16 protein-coding genes are annotated in these 20932 nt (G+C 66.6%); 13 read left to right on the top strand and 3 right to left on the bottom strand.

Going from position 1 to position 20932, the window contains the following annotated elements; all coding sequences use genetic code 11:
- The first annotated feature begins 267 nt into the window (after positions 1–267).
- The 8 genes from DQ229_RS16550 (at position 268) to DQ229_RS13750 (ending at position 9698) form a co-directional block, all read left to right on the top strand.
- The gene (locus tag DQ229_RS16550) at positions 268–774 is read left to right on the top strand and encodes a tripartite tricarboxylate transporter TctB family protein (protein ID WP_162300883.1); all 507 of its coding nucleotides are present in this window, start codon (positions 268–270) and stop codon (positions 772–774) included.
- Positions 775–784: 10 nt separating this feature from the next.
- On the top strand, positions 785–2311 hold the full coding sequence (locus tag DQ229_RS13780; protein WP_114966845.1) for a tripartite tricarboxylate transporter permease: 1527 nt from the start codon (positions 785–787) through the stop codon (positions 2309–2311).
- Between the two features lie 40 nt (positions 2312–2351).
- The gene (locus DQ229_RS13775; protein WP_162300882.1) at positions 2352–3314 is read left to right on the top strand and encodes a Bug family tripartite tricarboxylate transporter substrate binding protein; all 963 of its coding nucleotides are present in this window, start codon (positions 2352–2354) and stop codon (positions 3312–3314) included.
- Between the two features lie 96 nt (positions 3315–3410).
- Positions 3411–4778, top strand: coding sequence for a hypothetical protein (locus DQ229_RS13770; protein ID WP_114966843.1), 1368 nt, complete (start codon positions 3411–3413; stop codon positions 4776–4778).
- 82 nt (positions 4779–4860) lie between these two features.
- Positions 4861–6636 (top strand): FAD-dependent oxidoreductase, encoded by a 1776-nt coding sequence (locus DQ229_RS13765; protein WP_114966842.1) that lies wholly within the window; start codon positions 4861–4863, stop codon positions 6634–6636.
- Positions 6636–8414: a thiamine pyrophosphate-binding protein gene (locus DQ229_RS13760; RefSeq protein WP_114966841.1), complete on the top strand. Its 1779-nt coding sequence runs from the start codon at positions 6636–6638 to the stop codon at positions 8412–8414. Before DQ229_RS13765 ends, DQ229_RS13760 begins: the two co-directional genes overlap by 1 nt.
- A 75-nt stretch (positions 8415–8489) precedes the next feature.
- Entirely contained in the window at positions 8490–8858 is a 369-nt protein-coding gene (locus DQ229_RS13755; RefSeq protein ID WP_114966840.1) for a cupin domain-containing protein, read from the top strand.
- 36 nt (positions 8859–8894) lie between these two features.
- Positions 8895–9698, top strand: a complete 804-nt coding sequence (locus DQ229_RS13750) for an IclR family transcriptional regulator (RefSeq protein ID WP_162300881.1) — start codon at positions 8895–8897, stop codon at positions 9696–9698.
- Between the two features lie 155 nt (positions 9699–9853).
- On the opposite strand, the gene DQ229_RS13745 is transcribed toward DQ229_RS13750, so the two are convergent.
- The 3 genes from DQ229_RS13745 to DQ229_RS13735 all read right to left on the bottom strand — a co-directional run bounded on the left by DQ229_RS13745 (position 9854) and on the right by DQ229_RS13735 (position 13282).
- Positions 9854–10141 (bottom strand): hypothetical protein, encoded by a 288-nt coding sequence (locus DQ229_RS13745; protein WP_162300880.1) that lies wholly within the window; start codon positions 10139–10141, stop codon positions 9854–9856.
- A gap of 146 nt (positions 10142–10287) precedes the next feature.
- Positions 10288–12252, bottom strand: a complete 1965-nt coding sequence (gene parE / locus DQ229_RS13740) for a DNA topoisomerase IV subunit B (RefSeq protein WP_114966837.1) — start codon at positions 12250–12252, stop codon at positions 10288–10290.
- Between the two features lie 100 nt (positions 12253–12352).
- A complete protein-coding gene (locus tag DQ229_RS13735) occupies positions 12353–13282 on the bottom strand; it encodes a 2-dehydro-3-deoxygalactonokinase (protein WP_162300879.1) in 930 nt (309 codons plus the stop codon).
- Between the two features lie 213 nt (positions 13283–13495).
- Here DQ229_RS13735 and DQ229_RS13730 point away from each other — a divergent pair, with 213 nt between their 5' ends.
- From DQ229_RS13730 to lon, 5 genes are all read left to right on the top strand, one after another.
- Entirely contained in the window at positions 13496–14425 is a 930-nt protein-coding gene (locus tag DQ229_RS13730; RefSeq protein ID WP_114966835.1) for a phosphoadenosine phosphosulfate reductase, read from the top strand.
- Positions 14426–14497: 72 nt separating this feature from the next.
- Positions 14498–15541, top strand: coding sequence for a dihydroorotase (gene pyrC / locus DQ229_RS13725; protein ID WP_114966834.1), 1044 nt, complete (start codon positions 14498–14500; stop codon positions 15539–15541).
- Between the two features lie 117 nt (positions 15542–15658).
- Positions 15659–16324, top strand: coding sequence for an orotate phosphoribosyltransferase (locus tag DQ229_RS13720; protein ID WP_114966833.1), 666 nt, complete (start codon positions 15659–15661; stop codon positions 16322–16324).
- Positions 16325–16554: 230 nt separating this feature from the next.
- Entirely contained in the window at positions 16555–18045 is a 1491-nt protein-coding gene (locus DQ229_RS13715) for a replicative DNA helicase (protein ID WP_114966832.1), read from the top strand.
- 266 nt (positions 18046–18311) lie between these two features.
- On the top strand, positions 18312–20723 hold the full coding sequence (lon, locus tag DQ229_RS13710) for an endopeptidase La (RefSeq protein WP_114966831.1): 2412 nt from the start codon (positions 18312–18314) through the stop codon (positions 20721–20723).
- Positions 20724–20932: the final 209 nt, after the last annotated feature.

Below are 20932 nucleotides of genomic sequence, written 5' to 3'. Positions count from 1 at the left end.
TCGTATTTCCGAAAGCTTAACCGAATCCCTATCCTCGGACTCAGCTTCAAGGCGGGCGCCAGTGACTCGGCCTGTCGGGCGCCGGTGGCGGGGCGTGCCTGGGCGCGACGCCGCTATCGCGCCGGGGTAGGCAGCCGGCACGAACACTCACGGAGGGCCGCCACGCGCGGGGGCCAGTTGCGACCAGCCCGGCCCCCGGCAGGCCGGACCGGAAGCCGAAGGGCCAGGCCGAAAGCCCCCGCGCGCCGCGGTATCGAGGGAGACGACATGCACGAGCCCACCCGCCAGCCGCCCGCGCGGCAGGTCAATTTCAACACCGTCGCAGCCCTGCTCACGGTGGCCTTCGGCCTTGCGTTGCTGTGGATCATCCCGCATCAGGTCGAGCAGCCGCCGCTGATCTTCGGGCAGCGGATGATCGCGCTCGACCCGGCGCTGTTTCCCAATCTGGTGGCTGTCGGCTTCGTGCTGGTCGGGCTGCTCTATATCCCGGCCAGCCTGATGCTGCGCGAGCGAAACGGATTTCGCGACACCGCGCCCGGGGGCGTGCGCAATGTCGTGGCCAGCGTGGCGATGATGCTGGCCTATTCCTGGGCGATGACGCCGCTGGGCTTCGTGCCGTCCAGCATGTTGCTGATCCTGGCGATGGGGCTGTTCTTCAACTGGCGCGACTTTGCCATGCTGATCGTCGTGGCGATCGCCGCGCCGCTGATCATCTATCAGGTCTTCTCGCGCCTGTTCGGCGTTTATCTGCCAAACGTTCCCTGGCTGGGCTGAGAGCGCATTCATGATCATCGAGAACTTCCTTGCCGGTCTGCAACTGATCCTGCGCCTCGACATCGTGCTGATGATGTCGGTGGGGCTGGTTGCGGGCATGTTCGTGGGCGCCCTGCCCGGCTTCACCACCATCATGGCAATGGCGGTGCTGTTGCCGCTGTCGTTCTTCATGGACCCGCTGGTGGGCATCCCGTTCCTGATCGGGGTCTACAAGGGCGGCATCTATGGCGGCTCGATCCCGGCAATCCTGGTGGCCATGCCGGGCACCGGGGCCTCGGTCGCCACCACTTTCGACGGCCCGGCGCTGACCAAGAAGAAACAGGGCCGCAAGGCGCTGGAGATGGCGCTGTTCTCGTCCTTCTTCGGCGATACCGCCAGCGACGTCATCACCATCCTGCTGATCGGGCCGATCGCGATCGTCGCGATGATGATCGGCGCGCCGGAACTGGCGGCGGTGATCTTTCTCAGCCTGCTGGTGATCACCGTCACCGGGCGCGGCGTCTTCGCCAAGGGGCTGGTGATGCTGCTGCTGGGGCTCTTGCTGTCGCTGGTGGGGCAGGACCCGCTCGGCTCCATGTCGCGCTTCACCTTCGATTTCTTCGCGATCAGCGCGGGCATTCCGCTATTGCCGATGCTGATCGGCGTCTTCGCCCTGCCCGAGATCTTCCTCGCCATCGAGGAGAAGGCCAAGAACGTGATCGCCGAAAAGGCCGGCATCAAGGACAACAGCCGCCTGACGCTGGCCGATATCCGCCGCTGTTTCCGCACCATATGCCGCTCGACCATGATCGGCACCGGCGTGGGCATGATGCCCGGCGCGGGCCAGGTGGTATCGGCCTTCGTGGGATATGCGGCGGCCAAGAACGCCTCCTCGCACCCCGAGACCTTCGGCAAGGGCGAACTGGAGGGCATCGCGGCGGCCGAGACCGCCAACAACGCCACCAACGGGCCGACGCTGGTGCCGCTCTTGACGCTGGGCATTCCCGGCGACAACATCACCGCAATCCTGCTGGGCGCCTTCATCGCGCAGGGGCTGCGGCCGGGGCCGCAACTGTTCGAGGAACAGGGCGCGCTGGTCTATGCGATCATGCTGGCGATGCTTCTGGCCAATGTGCTGTTCCTGATCCTGGGTTTCCTGCTGATCCCGCTCTTTGCCAAGGTGGTGACGATCCGGCGCTCGCTGCTGCTGCCGCTGACGCTCGTGTTCGCCTTCGCGGGGTCGTATGTCTTCCGCTCCAACCCGATGGACCTTTACATCCTCGTGGCGTTCGGTGTGCTGGGCTATGTCTGCCGCAAGCTGCATTTCGATGTCACGCCGCTGGTGATGGGCTTCATCCTCGGGCCGATCCTGGAATATTCCTTCGGCCAGTCCATGACCATGGCGCAGGGCGACCCGTTCGGCTACCTGTTCACCGAACGGCCCATTGCCGCGGCCTTCGTGGTTGCCACCCCCTTCATCACCTATGCCCTCTGGCGCAAGAGCCGGCGAATGCTGGCCAGGTACCCTGCCGGCGCGCAGGCCGGCGGGGGGCATTGACGAACATCCAGAAAACCCACTCAGCAGGGAGGAGAGAAAAATGCTGAATAAACTGCTCAAGACGGTCGTGACCGGTGCCGCGATGGCCACTATGGTGGCCACCGGTGCGGCTGTGGCCGATGACTACCCCAACCGCCCGATCACCATGATCATCCCGTTCGGGCCGGGCGGCTCGCATGACCTGAACGCGCGGGTCATCACCTCGACCATCCCCGAGCACCTGGGCCAGGCCATGGTGGTCCGGCTGATGCCCGGCGGCACACAGATCGGCACCGCCGCCGCGGCCGAGGCCCCGGCAGACGGCTACACACTGCTCTTCACCCATAACTTCATCGACCAGCTTCAGCCGCTGGTGACGGATGTGCCCTATGACACCAACCGCGACTTCGTCACCGTGGCGACGCTGAACAATGCCGCGCCGGTGATCGCCGTGCGGGAGGATTCGCGATTCGAGACCATGGAACAGCTGATCGAATGGTCGCGCGAGAACCCCGGCCAGCTGCGCTTCGGGCATGGCGGCAACTGGGGTGCGTTGATGGTGCCGGGGGCGATGCTGATGCAGGAAGCGGGCTTTCAGGCCACCCTCGTGCCGCATCAGGGTGGCGGCCCGGCCATGCGGGCGCTGCTGGCGGGCGATATCGACATGACGCCGACGCTGATGTCGATTGCGGTGGGCCAGGGCGATGCGATCCGCATCCTCGCCACCTTCAGCGAAGAGCGCATCATCGATGATGTGCCGACGCTCAGGGAACTGGGCTACAACATCTCCACCCCCGCCTCGCAGATGCAGCGGGTACTGCTGGCGCCTTCCGGCATTCCCGAGGACCGTCTGGCCAAACTGCGCGCGGCCTTCGAGGAACTGCAGGAAAACCAGACCTATCACAGCCTGATGGCCCGGCTCGAGGAGAACACCGATTTCATCCCCGGTGAGGAATACGACCGCATCCGCCTCGAGCAGCGCGAAATCTATCAGGCGCTGGCTGATGCCATGCTCGGGCGGTAAGCCCTGATCAACGGGCCGCCCCGGTGACGGGGCGGCCACATGGCGCGGGCGGGGCACAGCGATCCTGCCCGCGCCCTTTATCCCGGCCGGGAGCGTATGATGAACCCAGCACATTACTGGGAACGGTTTCAGAGTGTTTTCAACGGCGCGGCCTTCTTTCTGGTCATTGCCACAGCGCTTTTCCAGATTTTCCTGCATCCGGTCACGCCGCTGCTGTGGCTTGCCATCTTCACCGTCTTCGCCGCCGTCAATGCCCGCCGCATCCGCCTGAGCGGGCTTTTCCTGCTGGGCACCGCGCTGGCGATTGCCGGGGCGCTGCTGGCGCTGGGGCAGTTTCCGCGGGAGGCGGGCATTGCGCAGGCCAGCCTGCTGTTTTCGCTGCTGCTGCTGGTGCAATACCTGGGCCGCATGGCCGAGGCGTCCGAAGACGTGGCACGCGGCGCGCAGATGATCGTCTCGCGCCCACCGGGGCAGCGCTATGCCTTTCTGACGATCGGCACGCATATCCTTTGCATCTTCCTGCATATGGGCGGGATGCTTTTCGTGATGACGCTTCTTTCGTTGCGCCAGAAGACCGAAGACCCCGAGACCATCCGCGCCCTGGCATTGAGCGCGATGCGCGGCTTCGCGGCCACCGCGCTCTGGTCGCCGCTGTCGCTGTCGGTGGTGGTGATCCTGTCGGGCGTCACCGGCGTCAGCTATCTGCAACTGGCGCCCATCGGGTTTGCCGCCACGGTGGCCTTTCTGTTCACCGGCTACCTGATGGAGCGCCGCCGCCGCGCCAGCATGGCCGTGCCGATGCGTCTGACGCGCGAGGAATGGCACATCGTGCTGCGGCTGATCGCGCCGGTGCTGCTGCTGATCGCAGCGGTGATGACATCGGTCAGCGTGTTCGGCCTGCGGCTGATCGAGGGGGTCTTTTCCGCCAGCCTGGTCATGGGCGGGCTGTGGACACTCACGCTGGCGGCGCGCCGCCTGCTCGACCGGCGCAACCTTTTGCGCGCGGCCTCCACTGTCACCGCCAGCGTCACCAACGAGGTGGTGATCATCTGCTCGGCGGTGGCCATCGGCACGCTTGCCGCCAGTGCGCTAATGGACTCAGGGCAGTTTTCGCAAGGGCTTGGCCCGCGCGAGGCAGTTCTTGCCGCCGGTCTCGTGCCGCTCCTGATCGTGGCAGGCGGGGTTGTCGCGCTCAACCCGCTGGTGATGGTGACGCTGCTGGCCGGCACGCTGAATGCGATCTGGCCGGAAGAAGCCAAGCTGTGGCTCGCGCTGACGCTCTCCTGGGGCTGGGCGGCCGCGACCTGCGGCACACCGCTCACCGCCAACATGCTGCTCGCGGCGCAGCGCCTGAAGGTTTCGCCCTACACGATGGCCTTTGCCTGGAACGGGCGCTTCACCTTGCTGACCACCGGGGCGGGCATCGTGATCCTTGTGCTTGGCACCTGGATCAGCCTGCGCTGAGCGGTGCGACCGGCATTGCCGCTATTGTGAAAAGCGTTTTGTTATTGTAGGAATCATGAACCTAGGGAGAGGACCATCGCCCATGCCCGGCACGCAGCCATCTGACACCGCCAGCCTGCCCGATTCGGTAGACTTGGTGATTCTGGGCAGCGGCGCGGGCGGACTGACGGCAGCGCTGACTGGCGCGATCAACGGGCTGCGCTGCATGGTGCTGGAATCGCAGCCAGTGATCGGCGGCACCACCGCGCGTTCCTCCGGCACGGTCTGGGTGCCCGACAATCACCACATGCGCGCCGCCGGAATCACCGATGACCGCGCGCGGGCCGAAACCTACCTTTCCGCGCTGGTGGGCGAGCGGGGCGATCCGGCGCTGTGGCAGGCGTTTCTCGACCTCGCTCCGCAGATGCTGCGCGATCTGGAAAACCGCGCGGGGCTGCGCTTTCGCCCGTTCATGGCCGCGCCCGATTACCGGCAGGATCAGCCCGGCGCCGCCCCGGGGGGCCGCCCGCTGGAACCGCTGGAAATGGACGGGCGGCTGCTGAGTGACGATTTTGCCCGGCTCGCCTGGCCGCTGCCGGAGTTGATGCTGTTCGGCGGCATGATGATTACCCGCGCCGAAGCCGCGCAACTGCTGCGCGCCGACCGCTCACCGCGCGCGGCATGGTTGGGGCTGCGACTGGTGGCGCGCTACCTGCGCGACCGACTGCGCCATGCGCGGGGCACGCGGCTGGTGCTGGGCAACGGGCTGGTGGCGCAACTGCTCCACGCGCTGCAAGGCCACGGCGTGCCCGTGCTGACCGGGGTCACCGGCGCGCGGCTGCTTTGCGACGCCGGGCGCGTGCATGGCGTGCGCTTCACCCATGCCGGGCAATCGGTCACGCTGGCCGCGCGCCGCGGCGTGGTGCTGGCCGGCGGCGGCTTTCCGGCCAGCGCCGAATGGCGCGCGCGGCACCTGCCCGCCCCCACTCCGGAACACAGCCCCGCTGCAGCGGGTTGCGATGGCAGCAGCATCATTGCGGGGCTGGAAGCGGGCGCAACCCTCGGCCCTGACGGGCAGGACAATGCGCAGTGGTTTCCAAGCTCGCTGATGACGCGCGCGGATGGCAGCACCGCCGTCTACCCGCATATCATCCTTGACCGTGCCAAGCCCGGCGCGCTGGCGGTGAACCGGCAAGGCCGGCGTTTCGTGAACGAGGCCGTGTCCTACCATGAGTTCGTGCGCGGCATGTATTTCGCCAAGGGCGGCCCGCATGTGCCCGCCTTCATGATATGCGGGCGCGACTTCATCCGCCGCTACGGGCTGGGGCTGATCCGGCCGCGCACCCCGAGCCTGCGGCGCTATGTCCGCAACGGCTACCTGGCCGAGGCCCAGAGCCTCGATGACCTGGCCGCACAGTTGGGCCTGCCTGCCGATGCGCTGGCCGCCACGGTCGCGCGGTTCAACGATTTCGCCGAAACCGGATGTGACGAGGATTTCAAGCGTGGCGAAACCATCTATGAGCGCGCCAATGGCGACCCCGCGCTTGGCCCCAACCCCTGCCTCGGCCCGCTGGCGGGGCCGCCCTATTACGCGGTCGCGCTCTGGCCCACGCCGCTGGGCACCAGCCGGGGCCTGATGGCTGACACGCGCGGGCGCGCGCTGGATGCAGGCGGCGCGCCGATCCCCGGCCTTTATGTCTGCGGCAACGACATGCAATCGGCCTTTGGCGGCGAATACCCCGGCGCGGGCGGGCAGATCGGGCAGGCGATGGCCTTCGCCTGGGCTGCCGCGCAACATGCCGCCGCCAGCGAACGCCCCGCCACAGGCGGCGAACCCTCGAACCCAAACCGTGAAACAACCTCACAGGATCAAGGATAATGGCAGAACGCAAAGGCGGCGAGATCATCGCCGATTTCCTCGTGCGGGAGAAAATCCCCTATGTCTTCGGCATCTGCGGGCATGGCAATGTCGGTCTGATCGACTGCCTCTACGAGGTGCGCGACGACGTGAAACTCGTCTCGCCCCGGCATGAACAGACAGCCGTGCACATGGCCGACGGGTTCTTCCGCGTCTCGCACCAGCCCGCGGCGACCATGACATCGACCGGCCCCGGATCAGCCAACCAGATCATGGCGCTGGCCGTGGCACAGACCGATTCATCGGCGGTGTTCTCGATCACCGCCAATGTGCCCACCTCGCAGTTCAACCGCGGCCCGTTTCAGGAGCTGAACCAGCACCATCAGGCCGATTTCAACAATGTCATCAAGCCGGTGGTCAAGCGCAGCTTCCAGCCCACGCGGGTCGAGATGCTGCCGCTGGCGCTGCGTCAGGCAGCCACCACGATGACCACGGGCCGCGCCGGTCCGGTCAACCTGGACATCCCCTACAACCTTTTCCAGGAAAGCGCGGATGTGCAGGAAGAACCGGCATGGGACGGCTTCAACAAGCGCCGCAGCGGCGCCAGCCTAGACGACGTGAACAAGGTGGCCGACTGGCTTGCCGACGCCGAACGCCCGGTGATCTTCATCGGCCATGGCGTGACGCTGTCGGAGGCTGGCGAGGAACTCACCGCGCTGGCGCACAAGCTGGGCGTGCCGGTGATCAGCTCGCCCAACGGGATGGGCTGCATCGACATGAGCGACCCGCTCTCGCTGGGCTTCATCGGGCGTAACGGCGCCTATCAGGCCAATCAGGCCGGCCGCCATGCCGATCTGGTGCTGGCTATCGGCGCGCGGTTCGATGACCGCTCGGCCTCGTCCTGGAAGCCGGGGTATTCGTGGAACTTCCCGCATACGAAACTGGTGCATGTCGATGTCGACCACAGCGAGCTGGGCCGCAACTATCCGCCCGATCTGGCGATCCTGGCCGATGCCAAGGCCTTCCTGCAGCAGCTTCTGGCCGAGATCGACCGCCGCGGTGGCGGCGATGCCGGGCGGCTGAAAGGCTGGCAAACCCAGATCGCGGGCTGGCGCAAGGAGTGGCTCGATTTCGTCCAGCCCGGCTTCGAGACGCACAGCACCCCGATCCGTCCCGAGCGCATCGTGGCCGATTGCCGCAAGGTGCTGCCCGACGATGCGATCATCTCGCTCGACTCCGGCATCCACCACAACTGGTTCATGCAGTTCTGGGAGGCAAGGCGCCCGCGGTCGATGCTCAACACCTGGGGCTATTCGGGCATGGGCTTCGGCCCCAGCGCGATCCTTGGCGCCAAACTGGCCGCGCCCGACAAGGTCTGCGTGTCGATCTGCGGCGATGGCGGCTTTACCATGGTGCCGCATGTGCTGTGTACCGCCGTCGAATACAACATCCCCGTTGTGTGGGTGGTGTGGAACAACTTTGCCTGGGGTGCGATCCGCGATCTGCAATACGCCTATTTCGGCGGGCGCGAATATGGCACGGCGTTCTATGAGGGGCCGAACCAGACCCCCTACAACCCCGATTTCGCCGCATGGGCGCGGGCGGCGGGCGTGGCGGGCCATACCGTCACCCGCAGCCAGGATTTCGCCGGCGTGCTGGCCGAGGCGGTGGCCTCGAACAGGCCCGCGCTGATCGACGTGCATGTGGATGCCGATATCCGCCCGCCCGCCACCGGCGCGTGGGAGATCCCGCCGGTGCCGCCCAAGGAACCCGTCTTTGGCGGCCCCTGGCGGCCCTGAGCGGCGCATGAAACCCCACCGGGCGGCACGAGGAGGCCCGCCGCCCGGCATTCCCAACCGAGAGAGGAGACCAAGATGGCTCAAGAACCCAAATCCTGCATCAAGAACATCGCCGAAACTCCCTGGCAGGAGTTTCCCAACCACCATGGCGGCGCGCTTTCCAAGGCGCTGGTGCATCCCGATACCCTCGGAACCAGGCAACTCGATTACCGGATTTCCAGCTACGCGCCGATGGCCTATGTGAAACCGCACGCGCACAAGGTGCAGGAGCAGGTCTATCACGTGCTCGAAGGCGAGGGCATCATGGAGCTTGACGGCGTGGCGCAGGTCGTGCGCAAGCATGACGTGATCTTCCTCGCGCCCGGCACGGTGCACACGCTCCAGAACACCGGCAGCGAGCCGCTGGTCTTCATCGTCGCCACCGCCCCTATCAGCGACGATTGATCGCCCATGCCCCCGCGCAAGCCCCCTGCCGAAGCCATGCCCGACAAACCCGCCCCGCGCGGCGGCGTGCAATCGCTCGAACGTGCGGCGGCGCTGCTCGATGCGGTGGCCGGGGCGCCTGACGGGATCGGGCTGGTCGAGATCAGCGCGCAGGTGGGGCTGCACACCAGCACCGCCTTTCACCTGATCCGCACGCTGGTGGGGCTGGGCTTTCTGGTGCAGGACGGCGAGAGCAAACGCTATCGCATCGGCAGCCGGCTGTTCACGCTGGCTGCCGGTGCGCTGGACGAAAGCGCGCTGCTGACGCTGGGGATGCCCGTGCTGGAGCGGCTGAGCGCGGAGACTGGCGAGGCCGCGCATCTGGCCGTGCGCAGCGAGCGCAGCGTGACGCTGATCGCCCGCACCGCCGCCAGCGGGATGCTGCAGATGTCGGAACGTGCCGGCGTACGCCGGCCGCTGCACGCCACGGCGATCGGCAAGGTGGTGGCCGCCGCCCTGCCCCCGGCCGACCTGGAGCGCCTGCTGGGGGAACTGGAGATGCCCGCGCTGACCGAGAACACCATCACCGACCCCGCCCGTCTGCGCACCGAGCTTGACGAGGTGCGCCGTAGCGGCGTGGCCCATGACCGCTGCGAGCTGGACCCGGAGGTGCGCTGCATCGCGGTGCCGGTGCATGATTTCGCCGGGCGCTGCGTGGCCTCGATGGGCATATCGGGGCCGGTCTGGCGGCTGGCCGACGAGGCAGTGCTGGCCGAGCGGCTGCACCGGCTGCAAGCGGCCGCGCGGGAGTTGTCGGGGCTGCTGGGCTATCGCGGGGCTGCGGCGCGGCAGGCGGGGTGAGCGGGGGCCAAGATGCACGCCCGCGCGACCCCCGAGCATCATTCACCGAGGGCAGTGCCCGACCGCGGGCGGAAGCGAAGCGCCCGCCCGGGGGGGCGGTCGGGCGCTGCCCGGCGGTGCCGCCGGGCGGGACGGCAAAAGGTTTCAATATCAGCTTATTTCAAAACAGAAATATGCGTTGCCATTTCCTCGCGCAACAAAGCATGTCTGCTTATCAGGTCCGCCCTTATTTGCTTGCACTTCTTTACGCGCTCATCCGAGTCTGAAATTTCGCGTGCATCATGATACTCATTCAACAAGTCGAAAACCTCTTGCAGCCTTTGACGCACCGCCTGACCAAACAGGAACTCCGCGCGCCACAATGAGTTCATCAGCGGATGCCACCAATTCTCCATCTGTTCCGGGCGATTCACGCCATTCTCGATCGCGTTTTCAATCTCCATGAATAGGTTATAACGCCTCTCGAAATACTTCTCATGCAGATCATCTTGCCTTTGCCTCCAGGCGCGATAAGTGAAAAACAAACCTATCCCCGCAAAGAGGGCCAGAACAATTTCTATTGAATTATCAATAATATACGCCACCCCCCTCACACATCCAGCTCCTCCACGAACCGCGCGTTCTCCTGGATATACTGAAACCGCAGCTCGGGCTTCTTGCCCATCAGCCGCTCCACCAGGTCGCCGGTTTCGCCGGGGAAGTCGTCGTCCACGCTCACCCGGATCAGGCGGCGGGTTTCGGGGTTCATGGTGGTTTCCTTCAGGTCCTTGGCGTCCATCTCGCCCAGGCCCTTGAAGCGGCTCACGTCGATCTTGCCCTTGCCGCCCAGCCCCTCGGCGATCAGGCGCTCCTTCTCCGCATCGTCCAGCGCGTAGACCCGTTTGGCGCCTTGCGTCAGGCGGTAAAGCGGCGGACAGGCCAGATACAGATGCCCCGCGTCGATCATCGGCCGCATCTGCGTGAAGAAGAACGTCATCAGCAGTGCCGCGATATGCGCGCCGTCCACATCGGCGTCGGTCATGATGATGATGCGGTCATAGCGCAGATCGTCCAGGCGGAACTTGCTCCCCAGCCCCACGCCCAGCGCCTGGCACAGATCGTTGATCTCGGCGTTCTGGCCCATCTTGGCGCTGGCCGCCCCCAGCACGTTGAGGATCTTGCCGCGCAGCGGCAGCAGCGCCTGAGTCTTGCGGTCGCGCCCCATCTTGGCACTGCCGCCGGCACTGTCGCCTTCCACGATGAACAGCTCGGTGCCCTGGCGGTTGGTGGCGGTGCAATCGACCAGCTTGCCGGGCAGGCGCAGCTTCTTGGTGGCCGATTTGCGGCTGGTTTCCTTTTCGGCGCGGCGGCGTAGGCGTTCCTCGGCGCGCAGCACCAGGTAATCGAGGATCGCGCCCGCCGATTTCGGGTCCGAGGCCAGCCAGTTGTCGAAATGGTCGCGCACTGCGCCCTCGACCAGTTTCGCGGCCTCGGCGGTGGCCAGCCGGTCCTTGGTCTGGCCCACGAATTCCGGATCGCGGATGAAGCATGACACCAGCGCGCAGCCACCCGCGCCCAGATCCTCGCGGGTGATCTGCGCGGCCTTGCGGTTGTTCGCAAGCTCGCCATAGGCGCGGATGCCTTTCAGGATCGCGGCCCAGAAGCCCTGCTCATGCGTGCCGCCCTCGGGCGTGGGCACGGTGTTGCAATAGCTTTGCACGAACCCGTCGCGCGCCGGCGTCCAGTTGATCGCCCATTCGACGCTGCCGGGGCGGTTGAACTTCTCCTCGAAGCTGACCTTGCCGGCGAAGGGGCGTTCGGAATAGCTGCTCACCCCGGCCAGTTGCTCGTTAAGGTAATCGGCCAGCCCGCCGGGAAAGCGGAAGGTGGCCTCCATCGGTGTGTCGCCCTCCTCGATCGCCGATTTCCAGCGGATCTCGACCCCCGAGAACAGATAGGCCTTGGAGCGCGCCATGCGAAACAGCCGCGCGGGGCGGAACCGGTGCGCGCCGAAAATCTGCGCATCGGCATGGAACGTCACAGTGGTGCCGCGCCGGTTGGGGGCCGCGCCAATCTTTTCGAGCGGGCCTTGCGGAACCCCGCGCGAGAACTCCTGCACAAAAAGCTCGCGGTTGCGCGCGACCTCGACGCGCATGTGGTCCGACAACGCGTTGACCACGCTCGCCCCCACACCGTGCAACCCGCCCGAGGTCGAATAGGCATCGCCCGAGAACTTGCCCCCCGCATGCAGCGTGCACAGGATCACCTCGAGCGCCGACTTGCCCGGAAACTTAGGGTGCGGATCGACCGGGATGCCCCGGCCATTGTCGCGGATGGTCACACTGTAATCGGCGTGCAACTCCACTTCGATGCGGCTGGCATGGCCGGCGACGGCCTCGTCCATCGAATTGTCCAGCACCTCGGCCACCAGGTGGTGCAGCGCGCGCTCGTCGGTGCCGCCGATATACATGCCGGGGCGCTTGCGCACGGGCTCCAGCCCCTCGAGCACTTCGATATCGGAGGCGTCATAGCTGTTCGCGGCGGTATCGCCGGAAAGGAGATCGTCGGCGGACATGGCACTGCTCGGTTGCTTCTTGTGTCGCGCGGATTACACCATGCGGCGGCGCCGGGGGCAATGGGGCAGCGGCCGCGGTCGCACAAGCGCCGGCCGCTCCTCAGCGCGGGCGCAACCGGCCGCGCGCCACGGCCAGCCCGGCAAGCACGGCGGTGCCCTCCTCCATCCGGGCGGGGGTGATGCCTTGCGCCTTGAGCGCGGCCTCATAGGCCCCGGCCAGGGGCCCCGCACCGATCAGCGCCAGATCACGGCCCAGCCAGTAGGGCCGCGCGGCGGCCAGTTCCGCCCCGATCAGGGCCGCCGCCAGCCGCGCCCGCACGGCCTCGGGGCTGATCTGCCCGGCCTCCAGCGCCGCGCGCGCGCCCGCCAGATGCGCCGCCAGCCGTTCGGGCCGGGCCTGCGCACCGGCCAGCGCCTCGGTGAATTCCGGATCTTCGGGCAGGTTGCCCTGATCCACGCCCGCCGGGGCCAGTGCGGCAAATATCTCGCCGCTCAGAAAACTCTGGAAACTCACCACCTCGCCCGCGCTGACATGCGCCCAGGTGCTGCCCCCGGCCTGCAGGCACAAGATCACGCCGTCGAATGCAGGCGCCTGCGCCAGCCAGCCGGCGATGCGCGCAGCCGCCCCATGCACCAGGTCGGGCGGGCTGGCCTGCAAAAGCCCCGGCACCGGGAACAGCCGCTTGCCATCCGCCTGCCCCCCGCTGGCGGGCAACAGCCGCTCCGGCAGCGGCGGGCAAGGGATTCCGCGCGGCGCGGCCAGCCCGTGCGCGCCGGCGGCCAGCACCGGCACGTCGGGTGCCCCCGCAACGCCGCAACCTTCCAGCCAGGCACGCAGCCCGGCCTCCCAGCCGCCCGGCGCGGCCGCACCGTTCCCGGCCCGCGGCAACCGGCCCTCGGCGGCCACTTGCCCCTGCGCGTCGATCACCCAGGCGCGCGCTCCGCCGCCTGCACCCTCGGCCAGATCGAGCGCCACCCAGTCCGCCACCGTATTTGCCACCATGCGTCCCCCGTCGACATCGGACTTCATCCAGAGCCGCCTGTTGCCACGCCATCCCCGGCCCGTGCAAGGCATTGGCATTGGCGCGCGCGCATCAACAATCGCGCAGCACTGTTGCGGCGCCCCGCGCCAATCTCCGCTTTACTGCCGCATTACGCGCCCAAATCGGTCACTCTGATCTGATGATTTCTGCTAGTATCGCAGCAGGCGCAATCACAAGACCGGACGCAGGAAAGGCCCGCAATGCAGCAAGACACGAGCTTCCTTGACGCCACCGGCGCCACGGATTTCGACGAATGGCTCGCCCGTATCGACGAGATCGGCGAGGAGCTGGGTTATTTTCAGCGTCTGGGCAAGGACCACGCCGCCTTTTTCAGCGACGACAGCCAAACCACCCTTCTGGTCACCTTCGAGACAGCCGAGGCGATTCGCACGGGCCAGCCGGGGCAGATGCCGCAGGGGCTGGGACTGGCGCGCGGCAAGGGCTGGTCGCATCTGTGCCTAGTCGCCTTTCACGACAGCTGGTATCGCGACCCGGCGGTCTGGGGCTATTTCGACCGGCTGGTCGATGACGCCTTTTTCGAGGATTTCGATCGCGTCGTGTTCTACGGCGAAGGAATGTGCGGCTATGCGGCGGCGGCCTTCTCGGTGGCTGCCCCCGGCGCCACGGTGGTCACGCTGCATCCAAGGGCCACGCTGGACCCGCGCATCGCCGAATGGGACAACCGCTTTGCCCGCCACCGGCGGCTCGACTTCACTTCGCGCTACGGCTTCGCCCCCGACATGATCGACGGCGCGGCGCAGGTTTTCGTTCTTTACGACCCCGAGCGCGGGCTCGATGCCATGCACGCGGCCCTCTTTGCCCGCCCGCATGTGACCCGGCTGCGCTGCCGCCATTTGGGCGGGCGGCTCGAACAGGACCTGCTGCGCATGAATATCCTGCCCGAGCTGCTGATCGCGGCGGGCGAAGGGCGGCTCGACGCGGCCCTGTTCCACCGGCTCTTCCGCGCGCGGCGCGATTATCTGCCTTACCTCTTGCGGCTGCTCTCGCGGCTGGAAGCGCGCGAACGTCACGGGCTGACCGCGCTGCTGGCCCGCTGGGCCTTGCAGCACAAGAAGCACCCACGGCTGCGGCGCGCCCGGGACAAGGCCGAAAACGCCCTGCACGGCTGAGCACTGCGCCTGCGCCGCCCGGCGCGTCCGTGCCCGATTGCGCAGGCGCGTGCGATTGTTTATGCGACAGGCATGAGCGACACGATCACCCTGCGCCGTCCCGATGACTGGCACCTGCACCTGCGCGACGGCGACATGCTGCGCGGCATCGCGCCCGAATCCGCGCGCCATTTCGCCCGCGCCATCATCATGCCCAATCTGGTGCCGCCCGTGGTCACCGGCGCCGAGGCCCGCGCCTATCGCGACCGGATCCTGGCCGCGCTGCCCGAGGGGGCGGATTTCACACCGCTGATGACGCTCTACCTGACCGAGGCCACCGAAGCCGCCGATGTCATCGCCGCGCATCGCGACGGACTGATCGCGGCGGTCAAGCTCTACCCGGCGGGCGCCACCACCAATTCGGCCTCGGGCGTGCGTGATTTCGACCGCGTGCGCGGCGTGCTCGAGGCGATGGCCGAAGCCGGCGTGCCGCTTTGCGTCCATGGCGAGGTCACCGATCCCGGGATCGACATCTTCGACCGCGAGGCGGTGTTCATCGACCGGGTGCTCGACCCGCTGCGCCGCGCCACGCCCGGCCTGCGGGTGGTGATGGAACACGTCACCACCGCCGACGCCACCGCCTATGTGCGGGCCAGCAGCAGCGACCTTGCCGCCACGATCACCACCCATCACCTGGTGATCAACCGCAACCACATCCTCGCCGGCGGCATCCGGCCGCATTACTACTGCCTGCCCGTGGCCAAGCGCGAAAGCCACCGCCTGGCCCTGCGCGCCGCCGCCACCTCGGGCGATGCGCGCTTCTTCCTGGGCACCGACAGCGCGCCGCACCCCGACCCGGCCAAGGAAAGCGCCTGCGGCTGCGCGGGCTGCTTCACCGCGACCAACACGCTTTCCATCCTCGCCCATGTGTTCGAGGAGGAAGGCGCGCTCGACCTGCTCGAAGGCTTCACCTCGCTTAACGGCCCGGCCTTCTACCGCCTGCCCCCCAACGAAGCCCGCATCACCTTGCGCCGCCAGGCCGAACCCGTCACCTACCCCGCGCGCATCAATACCGGCGCCGGGCCGGTCACTGTCTTCGACCCCGGCTTTGCCCTGCACTGGGCAATCGAGGCATGAGCGCGCCCTGCCCCTTCACTGTGAAAAAAATATCCCCGCCGGAGGCAGCGGCACCGGCGGGGGCCGCACCCTGCCCCGCCATCTGTCCGACGCCCCTTTCAGCCGCATGAGGCCCGCATGATTCCCGCCACCTATCCCGACCGCGACACCATGGCCCGGCTGACCGCCCGGATGCTGCTCGACATCAAGGCCGTGCATTTCAACGCCACCGAGCCATTCGTGTTCTCGTCGGGGTTCCGCGCCCCCACCTATATCGATTGCCGCAAGCTGATCTCCTATCCGCGCATCCGTTCGACACTGATGGATTTCCTGACCTGCACGGTGCTGCGCCAGGCCGGGTTCGAGGCCTTCGACAATATCGCCGGCGGCGAAACCGCGGGCATCCCCTTCGCCGCGCTGGTGGCCGAACGGATGGCGCTGCCGATGAGCTATGTGCGCAAGAAGGCCAAGGGCCACGGCCGCAACGCCCGTATCGAGGGCGAGATGACGCCGGGCCAGCGGGTGCTGCTGGTCGAGGATCTGACCACCGACGGCGGCTCCAAGATCAGCTTCGTCGAGGCGATTCGCGAAACCGGCGCCGAATGCGGCCACACCGCGGTGATCTTCTATTACGACATCTTTCCCGAAACCGAGCCGCGCCTGGCCGAGGCCGGCGTGCGGCTGCACCATCTCTGCACCTGGTGGGATGTGCTGGCCGAGGCCCGTGCGGGCGGTGATTTCGACGAGGCCACGCTGTCCGGGGTGGAGCGTTTTCTGAAGTCACCGCACGACTGGTCGGCCTGAGCGCGCCTTCCGTCTGCTGCCGGTCCGGCGTCAGACCGGCGGCGGGCCACAACCCTGAATTTCAGAATTTCATCCCTGAAAACACCAGATATTGACGTAAGGCGCCTGCCTGCCTCAAGATAGGGCTACGCCCTGCGTTGTCCACAGTTGATCCCCAGGATTATACAGTTTGCGCCAGACCGCCGAATCCGGCATATCTTGAGGCAACAAGGCAGAGGGACCGGGTAGCAGTGAACGAGATCGCGACGATCCGTCCGGGAGAGGACTCATCCGAGGGCGAAAGCCTTCCCCACAGCATCGAGGCCGAGCAACAGCTTCTCGGCGCGATCCTGACCAACAACGATGTCTATGACCGCATCGCCTCGGTCGTGTCGGCCGGGCACTTCTTTGAGCCGCTGCACGCGCGCATCTTCGAGATTGCCGCCGCGCGCATCCAGAAGAACGCGCTCGCCTCGCCCGTGACGCTCAAGGCGTTTCTGGAGGATGACGAGGGGCTGGAGGCCCTGGGCGGGCCGGCCTATCTGGTGCGGCTGGCCGGCGCGGCGATCTCGGCCTATGCCGCGCGCGACTATGCCCAGATGATCCGCGATTTCGCCGTGCGGCGCGAGTTGATCGCCCTTGGGCGCGACATCTCGGCCCGCGCCTCGGAGATCACCGTCGAGAACGAGCCGTCCGAGCAGATCGTCGAGGCCGAGCAGAAGCTTTACAAGCTGGGCGAGCAGGGCCACGCGGCGCGCGGCTTCCAGTCCTTCCTCAAGGCCGCGACCGATGCAGTCAGGGTCGCCGCGGCCGCCTATCAGCGCGAAGGCGGTCTTGCAGGCATAGCGACCGGGCTTGAAGACCTCGACCGCAAGCTCGGCGGGCTGCACCCGTCGGACCTGCTGATCCTGGCCGGGCGCCCGTCGATGGGCAAGACATCGCTGGCCACCAACATCGCCTTCAACATCGCCAAGGCCTACCAGCGCGGCACCCGGCCCGACGGCACCGAGGGGGCCGTCCAGGGCGGCGCGGTGGGGTTCTTCAGCCTCGAGATGTCGGCCGAACAGCTGGCGGCGCGGATCCTCTCAGAGGCCGCCGAAGTCCCCAGCGAACAGATCCGCCGCGGCGACATGACCGAGGCCGAATTCCGCCGCTTTGTCGAGGCAGCCAAGGCGCTGGAGACCTGCCCGCTTTACATCGACGACACGCCGGCGCTGCCGATCAGCCAAGTGGCCGCGCGGGCGCGGCGGCTCAAGCGCACCCACGGGTTGGATGTGCTGTTCGTGGACTATCTGCAGCTTTTGCGCGCCGCCTCGGCCAAGGACAACCGCGTCAACGAGGTTTCGGAAATCACCCAGGGGCTGAAGGCCATCGCCAAGGAGCTGAACATCCCCGTGATCGCGCTTTCGCAGCTGTCGCGGCAGGTCGAATCGCGCGAGGACAAGCGCCCGCAGCTTTCCGACCTGCGCGAATCCGGCTCGATCGAACAGGACGCCGATGTGGTGATGTTCGTCTTCCGCGAGGAATATTACGCCGAGCGCGAAAAACCCTCGGATGACAAGCTTGACGCGATGGCCGACTGGCAGGCGCGGATGGAGCGGCTGCTCGGCAAGGCCGAGGTCATCATCGGCAAGCAGCGTCACGGCCCTATCGGCACCGTCGATCTGAGTTTCGAGGGGAAGTTCACCCGCTTCGGCAACCTGGTCAAACCCTGGCAGCAGGGCGCGGGCGAAGGGTTCTGATGCCCCGCCATCCGGGGGGCGGGCGCGGCAGGATGCAGCGTCAGGCCACCTTCTGCGCGCGCCGCTCGGCCTGCTTTGGCCTGCGCCGCAGCGTGCCCGATCTACTTGCACCCGGCCTCTACGGTCATCATTCTTGCGTGGGAAAGTGAACTTTGGTTGAAAGCCCCGCCCCACCGCCCCAAATATGGGTCTGGAACGGGGATGGCCGCGGTCGCCGCACATGGGGCCGGCAGCCATCGCCCAGAACTTGAGGAAGCGACGAAAACATGGAATCGAGCAACAGCTATCCGGTCCTGCCCCTGCGCGACATCGTGGTTTTCCCCCACATGATCGTGCCGCTGTTCGTGGGCCGCGAGAAATCGGTGCGCGCGCTGGAAGAGGTCATGCAGGAAGACCGGCAGATCCTCCTCTCCAGTCAGATCGACGCCGCCGAGGACGACCCCACGGAAGCGGGCATCTACAAGGCCGGGGTGCTGGCCAATGTCCTGCAGCTGCTCAAGCTTCCCGACGGCACCGTCAAGGTGCTGGTCGAGGGCCAGAGCCGCGTGCGCATCACCGAGTTCCTGCCCAACGACTCGTATTTCGAGGCGCGGGCCGAGCCGCTGACCGAAATGCCGGGCGACGAGGCCACCACCGCCGCGCTGCTGCGTTCCGTGGCCGAGGAGTTCGAGCGCTACGCCAAGATCCGCAAGAATATCCCCGAAGAGGCCCTCGCCGCCGTGGCCGAAGCCCGCGATGCGGCCAAGCTGGCCGATCTGGTCGCCGGCCATCTGGGTGTGGAGGTCGAGCAGAAACAGGAGATTCTCGAAACCCTCAACGTGACCGAGCGGCTTGAGAAGATCTATGGCCTGATGCAGGGCGAAATGTCGGTCCTGCAGGTCGAACGCAAGATCAAGACCCGCGTGAAAAGTCAGATGGAACGCACCCAGCGCGAGTATTACCTGAATGAGCAAATGAAGGCCATTCAGAAGGAGTTGGGCGACGGCGAGGACGGCCAGAACGAAGTCGCCGAACTGGAAGAGAAGATCAAGGCCACCAAACTGTCGAAGGAGGCCCGCGAAAAGGCCGAGGCCGAGCTGAAAAAGCTCAAGAACATGTCACCCATGTCGGCCGAGGCGACGGTTGTGCGCAACTATCTCGACTGGATGCTGTCGATCCCGTGGGGCAAGAAGAGCCGCGTCAAGAAGGATCTCGACCGCGCCGAGAAGGTTCTGGACGACGACCATTACAGCCTTGAGAAGGTCAAGGAACGCATCGTCGAATACCTGGCGGTGCAGGCGCGCAGTTCGAAACTGCGTGGCCCGATCCTGTGCCTTGTCGGCCCGCCGGGCGTGGGCAAGACCTCGCTGGGGCGGTCGGTTGCCCGCGCCACGGGGCGCGAGTTCATCCGCATTTCCCTGGGCGGCGTGCGCGACGAGAGCGAGATCAGAGGCCACCGGCGCACCTATATCGGCTCCATGCCTGGCAAGATCATCCAGGCGATGAAGAAGGCGAAAACCACCAACCCGCTGATCCTGCTCGATGAAATCGACAAGATGGGGCAGGATTTCCGCGGCGACCCGGCCAGCGCGATGCTCGAGGTGCTCGACCCCGAGCAGAACGCCACCTTCACCGACCATTACCTGGAGGTCGAATACGACCTGTCGAACGTGATGTTCCTGACCACAGCGAACAGCTACAACATGCCTTCGCCGCTCTTGGACCGGATGGAGATCATCCCGCTTTCGGGCTACACCGAAGATGAAAAGGCCGAGATCGCCAAGCGCCATCTTATCTCCAAGCAGGTCAAGAACCACGGCCTCAAGAAGGATGAGTTCGCGCTCACCGATGCGGCGCTGAAAGAGGTGATCCGCACCTATACCCGCGAGGCCGGCGTGCGGAACCTCGAGCGCGAGATCGCCAAGCTCGCGCGCAAGGCGGTGACCGAGATCATCCGCAAGAAGGCCAGCCGGGTCGAGATCACACCAGAGAACCTGGCCGATTACCTGGGCGTGCCGCGCCACAAATACGGGCTGGCCGAAAAAGAGGATCAGATCGGTGTTGTCACTGGGCTGGCCTGGACCAGCGTCGGCGGCGAACTGCTGTCGATCGAGGCGTTGCGCCTGCCCGGCAAGGGCCGGATGAAAACCACCGGCAAGCTGGGCGACGTGATGAAGGAATCGATCGACGCGGCCTCATCCTTCGTGCGCTCAATCGCGCCCGATATCGGCGTGAAGCCGCCGCGCTTCGACAAGATCGACATCCACGTTCACGTCCCCGAAGGGGCCACGCCCAAGGACGGGCCGAGCGCCGGCGTGGCGATGGTGACGTCGATCGTTTCGGTGCTCACCCAGATCCCGGTGCGCAAGGATATCGCCATGACCGGCGAGGTCACGCTGCGCGGCAATGTCCTGCAGATCGGCGGGCTGAAGGAGAAGCTGCTTGCCGCACTGCGCGGCGGGATCAAGACGGTGCTGATCCCCGAAGACAACGCCAAGGACCTGCCCGAGATCCCCGACAATGTGAAGGAGGGGCTCGAGATTATCCCGGTGGGGAATGTCCGCGACGTTCTCAAGCACGCGCTGGTGCGCGCGCCCGAACCCATCGAATGGGACGAGCACGCCGAGGAGGAAGCCGCCCGCGCTGCCGGTCTGACCGGACGCGAGGACGACGCAACGGCCAGCCGCACGGCGCATTGATCCAGGCCCCGCGACCGGGGCCAGAGATCACAAGACAGCAAGGCGGACCGGGGCACCCCTGGTCCGCCTTTGCGTTGCGATGACCTGCGCAAGCGTGGCCAAGGGTCAGGTCATGGGCCCGCAGGTGAAGAGGCGCAAGCCCCGCGCTTATAGCGTGTTGCGCTTGATCGGTTTCACGCCGCCCGGGACGCTTGCGGCCCGGGCATGCG

It is taken from the genome of Alkalilacustris brevis, assembly GCF_003350345.1.
GTDB lineage: Bacteria > Pseudomonadota > Alphaproteobacteria > Rhodobacterales > Rhodobacteraceae > Alkalilacustris > Alkalilacustris brevis.
This window is presented reverse-complemented; position numbering and strand designations above follow the sequence as displayed.